This is a genomic window from Alteromonas sp. IB21, assembly GCF_016405965.1.
Taxonomy (GTDB): domain Bacteria; phylum Pseudomonadota; class Gammaproteobacteria; order Enterobacterales; family Alteromonadaceae; genus Alteromonas.
Window position 1 is genome coordinate 1 of sequence record NZ_JAEFCD010000017.1, and the last position, 10,915, is coordinate 10,915.

At 45.6% G+C, this 10,915-nt stretch carries 8 protein-coding genes and 1 pseudogene; 3 read left to right on the forward strand and 6 right to left on the reverse strand.

Annotation, left to right across the window (positions count from 1 at the left end; all coding sequences use genetic code 11):
* The 4 genes and pseudogenes from JC525_RS12360 to JC525_RS12375 all read right to left on the reverse strand — a co-directional run.
* Positions 1 to 328: pseudogene (locus JC525_RS12360) on the reverse strand (FecCD family ABC transporter permease); the annotation flags it as partial.
* A complete protein-coding gene (locus JC525_RS12365; RefSeq protein WP_198816114.1) occupies positions 328 to 1,287 on the reverse strand; it encodes a heme/hemin ABC transporter substrate-binding protein in 960 nt (319 codons plus the stop codon). The pseudogene JC525_RS12360 and the gene JC525_RS12365, both read right to left, overlap by 1 nt.
* Positions 1,288 to 2,430 carry an HmuY family protein gene (locus JC525_RS12370; protein WP_198816115.1) on the reverse strand — a complete coding sequence of 381 codons (1,143 nt, stop codon included), beginning with the start codon at positions 2,428 to 2,430 and terminating at the stop codon, positions 1,288 to 1,290.
* Positions 2,431 to 2,658: 228 nt separating this feature from the next.
* On the reverse strand, positions 2,659 to 4,602 hold the full coding sequence (locus tag JC525_RS12375; protein ID WP_198816116.1) for a TonB-dependent receptor plug domain-containing protein: 1,944 nt from the start codon (positions 4,600 to 4,602) through the stop codon (positions 2,659 to 2,661).
* A gap of 234 nt (positions 4,603 to 4,836) precedes the next feature.
* On the opposite strand from JC525_RS12375, the gene JC525_RS12380 reads away from it, so the two are divergent.
* Together JC525_RS12380 and JC525_RS12385 are read left to right on the forward strand one after the other, a co-directional pair.
* Entirely contained in the window at positions 4,837 to 5,040 is a 204-nt protein-coding gene (locus tag JC525_RS12380) for a hypothetical protein (RefSeq protein ID WP_198816117.1), read from the forward strand.
* A gap of 91 nt (positions 5,041 to 5,131) precedes the next feature.
* Positions 5,132 to 5,995, forward strand: coding sequence for an EamA family transporter (locus tag JC525_RS12385; protein ID WP_198816118.1), 864 nt, complete (start codon positions 5,132 to 5,134; stop codon positions 5,993 to 5,995).
* A 19-nt stretch (positions 5,996 to 6,014) separates the two neighbouring features.
* Here JC525_RS12385 and JC525_RS12390 read toward each other — a convergent pair whose 3' ends face one another.
* Together JC525_RS12390 and JC525_RS12395 are read right to left on the reverse strand one after the other, a co-directional pair.
* Complete coding sequence (locus JC525_RS12390) at positions 6,015 to 6,497, reverse strand: DUF6314 family protein (RefSeq protein ID WP_198816119.1); 483 nt, start codon at positions 6,495 to 6,497, stop codon at positions 6,015 to 6,017.
* A 73-nt stretch (positions 6,498 to 6,570) separates the two neighbouring features.
* Positions 6,571 to 8,445 (reverse strand): TonB-dependent receptor plug domain-containing protein, encoded by a 1,875-nt coding sequence (locus tag JC525_RS12395; RefSeq protein WP_198816120.1) that lies wholly within the window; start codon positions 8,443 to 8,445, stop codon positions 6,571 to 6,573.
* Between the two features lie 325 nt (positions 8,446 to 8,770).
* Here JC525_RS12395 and JC525_RS12400 point away from each other — a divergent pair, with 325 nt between their 5' ends.
* A complete protein-coding gene (locus JC525_RS12400) occupies positions 8,771 to 10,894 on the forward strand; it encodes a TonB-dependent siderophore receptor (protein WP_198816121.1) in 2,124 nt (707 codons plus the stop codon).
* The last annotated feature ends 21 nt before the right edge of the window (positions 10,895 to 10,915 follow it).

Consider the following 10,915-nt stretch of genomic DNA (forward strand, 5'->3'; position numbering starts at 1 on the left):
TAAGCATAGTCATGATCACCCGAGGGAGCCGTATTTCAGACAGCACATACCAATGGGTGGTGTTTGCTGCCGTATTTTCTACCGTATTTGCGCCGCTAATGAAGTATCTAAGTTGCTGTTCGATATCAATTGGTAAACTGCCGCGGGTTAACCCCACATAAGCACAGGTCAACAGCAATAAGAGTAGTATTCCCATGCCAATACGTTTTCTCTGTGCGCGGGCATTAATAAGCTGAAGTACAACAGGCGTCAATGAGTAATCGCTTGGGTTATCGCCTAGGTTACCGCTTGGGTTATCACTGTGCTTAGCTGCGGAAGATAACTGCATTATTGACTCGTTCCACTGTAAGGAGCTTTTTGCGTTTGCTTAATTTCAATGGCTTTCTCTGCATACTCTGCAACATGCTGAAGCGCCACATGAAAGCGCGGTGAAAGCCCTAAGCTTATGCTGCTATCCATGGCTTCAACTAGGCAATGTTTACCAGCAAACGTGGCAGCTAACGCGTGATGTGTGCAAAGTGCCTCCTTCGCACTTTTGCCACGAAGCATGTGCCCTGCTGCAATTACAACATCGGGGTTTTGCATAAGCACAGACTCTGCATCCATCACTTTGTAACCTTCCACAGCTGAACCAATATTAACGATACCAAGAGTATCGAATAGCGCTTGAGGCACGGTATCTTTACCAGCTACCGTTATTCCCCTGTCATTGTTCGCCACCACAAAGAGCGCTTTGATTTGTGTATTGAACGCTGAGTTTTTATGAGCGTAACGCGCTTTTTGTTGCTCTATCTTCTTTTCTATATGGTGAATTAATTCAATGGCCTGCTCGCTAGCCGCAAGTTTTTTGCCAATGTCTATCACCAAGGCTTTCAAGCCGCTAAGGTTTTTATCCACGTCAAAAGTAGTAACATCTACGCCGGCATGGGCTATTTGTTCAAGCGCAACGCTTGGGCCTGATGCCTCAGCTCCTAATAGCATTGTGGGCTGCTGGGCCAATACCCCTTCCGTGCTAAGCTGACGAAAGTACCCAAGCTTAGTCAAACTTGCTGCTTCTTGTGGAAACATACTGGTACTATCGGTCGCGATTACCCAGCCGCCTCGCCCCAACGCGAACACAATTTCGGTGATACTGCCGCCAGCAGTGATTATTCGAGGCGGCGCAGTTTGCGTTTCATTTAAAGGGGCGCTAAACGCCCCTACAGCAAACAAACACCACCCTACCATCACCGTAGAAATAGCTTTTGCGGCTATTGAAGAAAGTGAGAGAGTGTGTTGCAGCATCATTTACTCTCCGGTCACAGGGTCAACGCGGAAGCTATAGGCACCTGATGTACCCTCTTCATCGTAATAGCTGGTAATTTGAAACTTATACGTGGTGTCGCCAGCCTGAATTAAATAAACCCCAAACTGTGAGTAAAGTAAGTGGCTGGTGCTGTCGTAGAAATACCAGTTGTTCGTACTCATCGCGTATTCACTGACCATCTCTTCACTGAAGCCATAATACTGCGCCGCTTCTGTGTCCACGCCGTTATACGTTTGTGCATCGGTGCGAAGTACAGTGGCGTCATCCGCAATAGTCAGTGTAAATTTGCCCGCGCCGTCTGCGCACGGAATAGTGAGGTCCCAGCCGTCAGCTTGTGTAACCACCTGCTGCAAATCAAAATCTACGTAGACAGCGTCGCTACAACCTACCGCATCAAGGGTCAGCGCGACTTCTTCGGCAAAAGTAGTTTGCCCATCAAGAACGCTTTGGTGCATAACACCAAGGGTTATTTCACCAATACCTCGCCCTTCAGTGACGATATCGGTAACGTGAAACTTTGTGTAGTTGCCGTCTGAAAACACGATGTAATACGTCTCTTCATTTGGCGTTACTACGTGAGTGGTAAAGTCGTAATTGTAAAAGGTATCGCCGATGACTTGGGTTTCTGTATCCGTGCTGAACGCTTCAGCTTCTGGGATATCGCTTTCGGTAACAGCCAAGTAATCGTCTAGTTCGCTGTCTGCGGTCGCATTTAGGAACAGTTCAGATACTGGCGCGCCAGTATCATCATAAAAGTCGCTGTTATTTCCAGTAAAATATAGGCTTACTGGCGTGTCTTGATGCGTATTTAAGAACACATTAGTACGTTTAAAACCAATATCCCATGTGGTATCCGTTGCGGCTTCTTCATCGGAAAGCGTAAGCTGCGTCTGCGTATCTAAGTCAAAGTAAACTGCAACAGGCTCTGATGTAGACCCTGTACTAAACGGCCCATAAATGGTTGCTTCTTCGTTTCCACCGTCAGTACTTCCGTCACCTGAATCTCCGCTGCCATCGGTTACTTCGTCAGGTGTTTCAACTGGGGTGTCATCGCTACTTGAGCCACCACACGCAGTTAGGCCGAATGTCATAGCAAGCAATAACGCTAAATAGGTCTTATTCATGTGTTTTCCTTTTTTTAAATTCGCTGTGTTAAGCAGCGGGTTTTATTTATTGGTTTAATTTGTTGGTCTAGGTTTTTAACCTAAGTTTTTGGTCCGATTTTTTTTGGGGCCGTTTTTTTTGGGGCCGTCTTTTTGAAAGTGGCGCCTTGTCAGTTTGATATCTGTCGTTAGGTGTTTTTTTGTTCTCAAACGTTTTTTCTATGTCGGTGCTTTCGTTTTATGGTCATTTCAATACTGGTAACTCACGCCCAAATATAATCGCCTTGCAGCAATGGGCCTTGCGTCGAAAGCCCCCGCTAAAAGTGCCTCGGTTGAGCGATGTTCATCGGTGAGGTTTTCAAGTCCGAGGCGCGCTTGCCACTGAGGCGTGAACTGGTGCTGTACGACCGCGTTTAGCGTGGTAAAGCTATCTTTCGCTATTGAGCTATAGCCAATAGAAGGTGACACATTTCCCTCATGCACACCGTAAAGCTGTAGACTGGTGTCGGTATGACTAAACTGATAGGTAACAGACGCTTTAACTAAGTGGGTAGGACGTTCAGGCAAGCGCTGCGAACTGCCGTCTTCGGCAACTAGGTAGCTGTAATTCAATTGCCACTGCCAATTGTCATCTTGCGCGCTAGCGCTTAAATCAGCGCCGTATAGGGTAGCTTCATCAATATTTTGATAAACAGAGATATCTAAACCCGCGTCTTGCGATGCATCGAGGTCTACCGCCGTGGTAATGAAATCATCAGCTTTGGTGTAATGAAGGTTTATATCGACCTGATATAACCAGTCACTTTTGGTAGGCGTTAATCTAAGGTTTGTGCCTACGTTAGCATTTAGCGCTGTTTCAGGCGTAAGTGCGTCGTTGCCAAGCACCATGTAACCTAAGTTACTGTGGTCGAATACGTAATAGCGCTCCTTAAGATTGGGCACGCGATAGCTACTGCCCACGCCAGCACGAAGTTGCCAAGAAGTATTTTCAGCGTTAAATGACTGGCTTGCACTTGCTTTAAACGCGGTATGCCAGCCAAAATCAGAATCGTTTTGTATTCTTGCGCCCGCTAAAAGCTGGGTGTGGTTTTGCTGCCAGTTCCCTTGTAAATAAAGCTCGGCACTTTCCCGGCTCACATCGTCAACTTCAACCGTGCCAGTACTGAGGTTTAGCTGGTCCAGCGAGTCGCCATGTAAAACAACCCCGCCTACCCACTCAATATCTTTGGTAGAATAAATTTTCTGCGCTTCTAGTTCCGCAAGCTGGATATCGGTTTGACGCAACCCATTGCTGTTACCGCTTTCTTCATCATGTGAAAGATAGCGCGTATTGATATGCCAATCGTATTGTTGCTCTAAGCGGATATCATGCTGCCATTGGGTAACATTAGAAAGGTAGCTGATGATAGTGGCTTGACCGGGTATTGATGATTGAGGCTTGTCTTTTTGTTCATCCAACCACTGCCCTTTGTATTGAACGCTCACGCTGTTTATCAATGTAGATAACGACATTTGCACGAAGGATTTATCTACCGCGCCTCCATCTTGTGATGTAGTTTCGCCGTCGTAATCAAAACCCGGGTTGGTAATCTTCTGAGCCGTTATGCCAAGCTGCCAATCACTAATTGCTTTCGCTGCAGTGATCCTAGCCGTGTGCCCGAATTCATCACCTTCAATTGCATCATCGGTAAAGTATGATGCCTCGTAATCTGCTGAGAACTGCGACCCTTCCACCTTCTCGGTAATGATATTGATAACACCACCCATGGCAGAGCTGCCGTAAAGTACTGATGCCGCGCCACGCACTATTTCAATTTGTTTAATATTGGCAACGCTAATTTGGTCAAGGTCGACGGAAGAGCCTGTGGGAGAAATAATAGGTTGGCCGTTAATTAACACCAACACATGATCGCCATTGAAGCCGTTTAGCTGAACGTTGTAGCCGTCTTTTTGACTTCGCCTAACCACAACGCCCGGCATCACCTCAAGCACTTGGCGCAAGGTACCTTTACTTAGTCGCGTAATCGCCGCTTTATCTACTACATCAACCTTTACGGGCGAAGAAGCCAATAGTTTAGGTGTCCTAGTACCTGTCACCACAACGCGCTCAAGGGCATCTTCTGCTAATACTGGAAAAGACAAAGGAAGGCTAACGACGACCAGAAGGGAAGGTACAAAGCGGGCTTGTTTCATCAATAATTCTTTTAATGCAAATGATAATGATTTGCGTTTGATCTTATTTATTTAAAACCGCTTTGCAAGGGAAATTGTTAACCGCTCTCATGAAAAATGCCTAAACCTCTAATAAATAAGACTTTTAAAATGCTATTTAGAGGGTAAAAAAAGAAATCGAGGAGTAAACAAACTTGGCAAGAAAATTGATTCACAAGGTAGGTATTAATGTAACAACAACGAGATTTTGACACTATGCGCCTACCTACTAAACAACTTATCAATAAAATCGAAAACCTGTCTAATGGCCTTACGCCGGCACAGTTATCTAGCTTCCTTGATATTATTGATGCTATGACAGCATTAGTTGAAGAAGCAGGCGAATTTAAGGAAAGCAATAAGGATAACAAAAAGGCGAAAGCTGCACCCACGCCAGTAGTATCTAACGCTGTTCATTAGTCGGATTGAGCGAGCCTTTTCAACCAAAGGTTGATTAAAGCTGTACATTGAAATACTTTAGCGCGCGTCTTATTTTGAAGAAGAGAATCGCGTGTTTTATTTAATAGCAGTTACCGTTCTATGGGCATTTTCCTTTTCGCTTATTGGTGAATTTTTAGCAGGCTCAGTAGACAGTTATTTTGCTGTTTTGACACGCATTGTGCTCGCCACACTGGTTTTCCTTCCCTTTCTTAAGCCGGCATTATTAAACCTTAAACAAAAGGCGATCCTGGCGAGTTTAGGTGCTGTGCAGTTAGGGTTAATGTACATCTTCTTTTATCACGCATTTTTGTTTTTAAGCGTGCCAGAAGTGTTGCTTTTCACCATTTTTACACCGCTTTACGTAGCCATTTTAAACGACGCACTCTTTAAGCGCTTCACCCCGTTTTACTTGTTGTGTGCACTTATCGCCACAGCAGGTGCAGCCATTATTCGTTTTAACGGCATTAGCGATAATTACTGGCTTGGCTTTGCCATTGTTCAAGGTGCTAACTTTTCCTTTGCGCTAGGACAGGTGGGTTATAAAAAACTTACCTCTACCTTCAAAACACAAGTGCCCTATCACAACGTGTTTGCGTGGTTTTATTTAGGCGCACTGGCTATAGCACTACCTGCTTTCTTCATTTTTGGTAACACTAGCCAACTGCCGCAGAATGCTCAGCAGTGGGGCATATTGTTGTGGTTAGGTATCGTGGCATCGGGGCTTGGGTATTACTTTTGGAATCAAGGCGCGCTGAAAGTATCAGGAGGCACATTAGCCATCATGAACAACGCGCTTATTCCAGCAGGGCTTGTGGTTAATTTACTTCTTTGGCAAAAAGACACTGACTTTTCTCGCCTATTTCTTGGCGGTGCTATCATTGCTTTTGCACTTTGGATGTCTCATCAGTACAGCAAGAAACAGCGGCTGTCGTAAACCGCAGCGAAGCGCTTGACTATAAAGGGCTATACTCGCTAATCATGGTATAGTCTTTGCGCGGGCCTTTGACCTGCCATGTTGAGCGCCACACTGGCAACTTTGCGAAGTCATAGCGCACTACGTAGTTGTCATCGCCGCATAAGTGTTCGGCATTCGGGTTGCTCGCACTAAATGTATGAAAATAACGTTCATCGTCAAACAAAACATCGAACACACCATGCTGTGACTGTTGCCAAAAATAGCGGCGCTCGGCAGGCATAATGTTTCCATTTGGCGCGGTTACTTCGCCCTGCTCGTAATAATTTAGCGTCGGTTTCTCCCACGCAGGCTCCCAACAAAAAGCAGCTGTCCCAACAAACGAAAAAGTATCCCCGTTTTGCTGGATAATTTCCCGACGCAAATGCCAGCGCCCTACGAAGTCGTCAAGAGACGCGGGGCCCTTAGAAGGCGCTGACAACGTCGATACGCTGGGGCTAGATGACACCTTAGAGCCTGTCATATAATACATCCAATCACTTCATAATTAATCAGACCAAGCAATAGTAAGCACTTACAATAAGCGTACTTCCCTACTACCAAAAATAGGTCACGGTAGCCGAATACTGTTCGCCCCGCCCTGGCGTACCGGGAATTTCTTCAAATCGTTCATCCCAAAAGTTATCAACTGCCAGTACTAGGTTTAACCCTTCAATTTGAGCCGGTGAATAGGTGAGCGTAACGTGTGAGAAGAACGCCTTATCACTGCCGTTTCTAAGCGCGTTGGTTTCTTGCTTGCGCCACTCGTTGTCTATGCGGATTTCAATCGTGTCGCTTGCAAACCATACCAGTCCAAGGGTTGCTCTATGCGGTGGATAGTTTAGCGCGTAAAAACTCGCATCCACACCCTCAATGCCGTAGTCTTCTGACTTATCAAGATAGGTATAACTGGCAACCACATCCGCATTATCAAAGCGCTTAATCGCAATTAATTCAAACCCTAGCGTTTCAATATCTACGGGGTTTGCGCTGCGTGCCGAGGTGGAATCGAAACTATAAGTCCAGTCGGTCAACTCGTTGTCCCAGCGATAGAAAACGGCGGTATCAACTTTCCATGATTGCTCATCAAACGACGCGCCAAGCTCGAGGTTTTTACTCACCTCTCGCTGTAGCTGATTATTACTTCTGAACAAGCCACTCGTGGTGCTGCCGCCCACTGCAGTATAGCCGGCCACTTGAGTCGCTTCTGCATACGAAAGGTATAAACTGCGCGAGGCATTATCGCCAGTTTGCGTAAACCAGTGAATATCGCCCACAAAAGACAGCCGGTCTTCATCGCGATTAGTATCATCAAACGCGCCACCTAAGCGCACGGTAATCGACTCCTTAGTGTTTAGCTGGGTACGATACTCTGGCACCACACTAATTTTGTAGTAGTCGCGGGAAGTGAAGTTATTTTCTAGCGTGGTCGATTCAATGTCGTCTGCGGTGATTTGCGCGGAGTAGTTGATACCCAATCTTGGCGATACGTTGTGCGCGCCAGAAAGCGCGAGTGATTTTACCTGCGTTTCGTGGAACGCCTGAAAACTTTCTGGGTTTTCGCGCGAAAATACATAGTGGTCATCGTTTTCCCTGTAATAACCCGATACCTCAAAGGCACTTTCATTACCCTTTTCACCGTAGCGCTGCTTATGATTTAGCATTACCAAACGCGTTTCAATATCTTCGGTTTCGTTAACGTCAAAGGGCGTATACAAATTAGGCCAACCGAAGAACTTTTGCTGATAACCATAAAACAAGTCGGTTTGCGAACGCTCGCTTGCTAACTGAACGCGACCTAACGCGCGTTCAAATTGGTGATCACCATTGGCAATAGTGCCATCGCTTTCAGAGCGAGAATACTCTCCTTCCACACCCACAGACCAAGCTGGATAGCTTTTAAGCTGTTGTTTTACTGCGCCGTGAACGCGCTGCAAATTGAAGTTATTGTTGCCCACGCCAACAGATACACTGCCAGCCTCTTGAATAGGTTTCCAACCGAAGGACACCGTACCAACAGAGCTATTTACACCATAAAGCGCGTTATCAACACCGGTGAAAATACTCGGCTTAGTCAACATTTCAGGTGCAATAGGAATTTCAGCAAAATAGTGACCGGTTTGCGGGTCGATTAGCGTTGCGCTACCTACGCGAAAGCCGGTATTTTCGAAGATACCACCGCGGATGGTGACATCGGCCTGTGCTTCAGCCATGTTTCTTGATTGCAAATCTACCCGCGGGTCGTACTCCAAATTTGAAATAGGCGAGTTAAACGTACCTACTGGCTTGTTATTCGCAGTCGCCGCCCCTTCAATCGTAATTTTTTCAACGTTCGCCTCAGCCGTTTCTGTAGATATAACATCTACGTTTTCCGTTGCGAAAACAGATAAAGGAAGCGCAGATAAAAATAGAGAAAATGTTTTATGAAACATTGAGTGTCCTAGTTCCTAGTGCTAGTTCATATTCACAAACGCTAAATGCTTTTCAGGCACCTGACTTTTGCAGGTGCGTAACACGTACTATCACCGATACTGACTTTTATTACGTCGGTTTATAGTGCGTAGTGTAAGTTATGGTTAAGTGTTGGCTTATCGCTTAAATAAGGTCGCGAAGTGTATAGCATATGTGAGCTTAGGAAAATGTCACTTTTCTGAGTTTAGACCAGTCTCCAACTATAAATTACCTTGCCAAAAGAAATGAGATAACATAACATTTGTAACCTTTACAAAACCTGTTGAAGACTCGTTAAACCTTCTTATGCTTAACATTAAAATACCGTTTTTATTTTCGTTAGTTGGACTATCTGTGAATGCCGCTGCGCAAAGTGATAGCACTCTAACTCAAAGTGCTCACGATGAACTAGAGCACATCGAAGTGAAAAGACACTTTCAGCCTTATCGTGGTAACGTACCGCTTATCGACACGCCGCAAGCAATTGACCGAATTACCGCCGATACATTAGCAAATGAAGGGATCACACGCTTCATCGATGCACTGGATTTTGCGCCGACTATCGTAAGGCAAAACAACTCGGGCGGTATGTTCGATAGCTTTGCTATTCGTGGCTTTTCTGGCGATGAAAACAATCCGTCGGGGTATCTGATAAACGGCTTTAACGTACGTGGCTACAGCGGCAATAGAAGTACGGTTAACGTTCAAACTATTGAAGTAATGAAAGGGCCAGGCTCTGCCCTTTACGGGCAAGGCGAGCCTGGCGGTACCATCAACATCATCACCAAAAAACCGCAGTTTGAAGAGCAAGGCTACGTTCAAGGCACAGTCGGTAATTTTGATAAGAAGCACGTAGAGTTCGATTACACGAACGGCATTAGTTCAGATATGGCGTATCGCGTTAACGGTTCGTACGAAGACTCTGATACTTATCGCGATAACGTGTTTTTCAAGAATTTAAACCTTAACCCTTCATTTATTTGGAACCTCTCTGATCACACCAGCTTAAGTTATCAGATGGAAATCTTAGATCAGGAAAAGCCTCTTGATCGCGGTGTATTTATCTTAAATAACGACTTTGATGCTGTAGATGCCGAAGACTTTTACGGTGATATCAGAGACGGTGCCCATGAAGTTAAAGCCTTTGGACATCAGCTAGTGTTAAATCACGAGTTGAATCACAATTGGCATTTTCTTAGTGGCTTTGCCTACAGAGACTCATCTTTTAAAGGACAGTCTTCAGATACCGAACTATCGGAAGGCCGTCAGCTTTTGTATACCGACCCATCTGTACTTTCAAGGCAGCGACGAACCCGCGACTATCAAGCGCAAGACTTATCGCTACGCTTTGAATTAAGTGGCGTGGTGGATATGGCAGGCTTTGTAAACAACGTCTTATTTGGTTTGGACTACTACAACTACCACATAGATACAGACTACCGTCGCTGGCGCGCGGCGTGGGGCGCGGGTGATACCACATATAGTATCAACCCTGAAAACCCAGACTACACCATTTTCAGACCTGACGTGACGCCCACTACACTCACGGCTGAAAAGCAAAAAGGGTTAGGATTTTATGCACAAAACGTTATAGAAATTACCGATGCCACCAAGCTTTTAGTCGGCTTTCGTGTGGACAAGTTCGAGCAAGACATTTTTAATAAGCTGAGCGAAGAAGGGCAAGAACAAGACCAAACGGAAGTGACGCCACGCTTCGGTTTTGTGTATGAAATCAATGACGCTGTAAGTCTATACACGAGCTATGCAGAAGGTTTCAGACCCAATCCAGGGCTTGATTCAGACCGCAACGCCTTTGACCCTGAAGAGACCACCTCTTTTGAAGTTGGTGCTAAGTGGGAAAACATCGCCGATAGGTTCTCAGGCAGCATTGCGATTTTTGATGCAGCAAAGACCAATATGCTAACCGCTGAACCTAACACGGGCTTTTCAGCCACGCTCGGTGAAGTTGAAAGCCAAGGGGTTGAATTCCAGTTAACCACTGACCTTACTTCAGACATTCGTCTTGATATGGCCTACGCATACATAGATGCTAAAACCGCGAATGAAGTCAACAATTTGGATTGGGGGGTGCCTATTCCAAAGGGTTCACGCTTAATCAATATTGCTAAACATTCGGGGTATATCTCGCTTAACCATTTCACCCGCGTATTTGAAAAAGAAGCGTTCTTTGGTGTGACCATGCGTTACGTGGGTGACCGCTTAGGCCAAACCACCGATCCAACATTCATTTTGCCGTCTTACACCCTTGTGAACCTTGCAGGGTCGGTGAATATTAGCGATGCGCTTTCTATGAGGTTTGACGTGAACAATCTGTTCGACAGGGATTACTTTGAGAACTCATACCACCAGCTTTGGACCATGCCCGGCTCACCGACTAACTATACGGTAAGCGTTAGGTATCAGTTCTAGCGGTTCATTGCGAAAACTTTT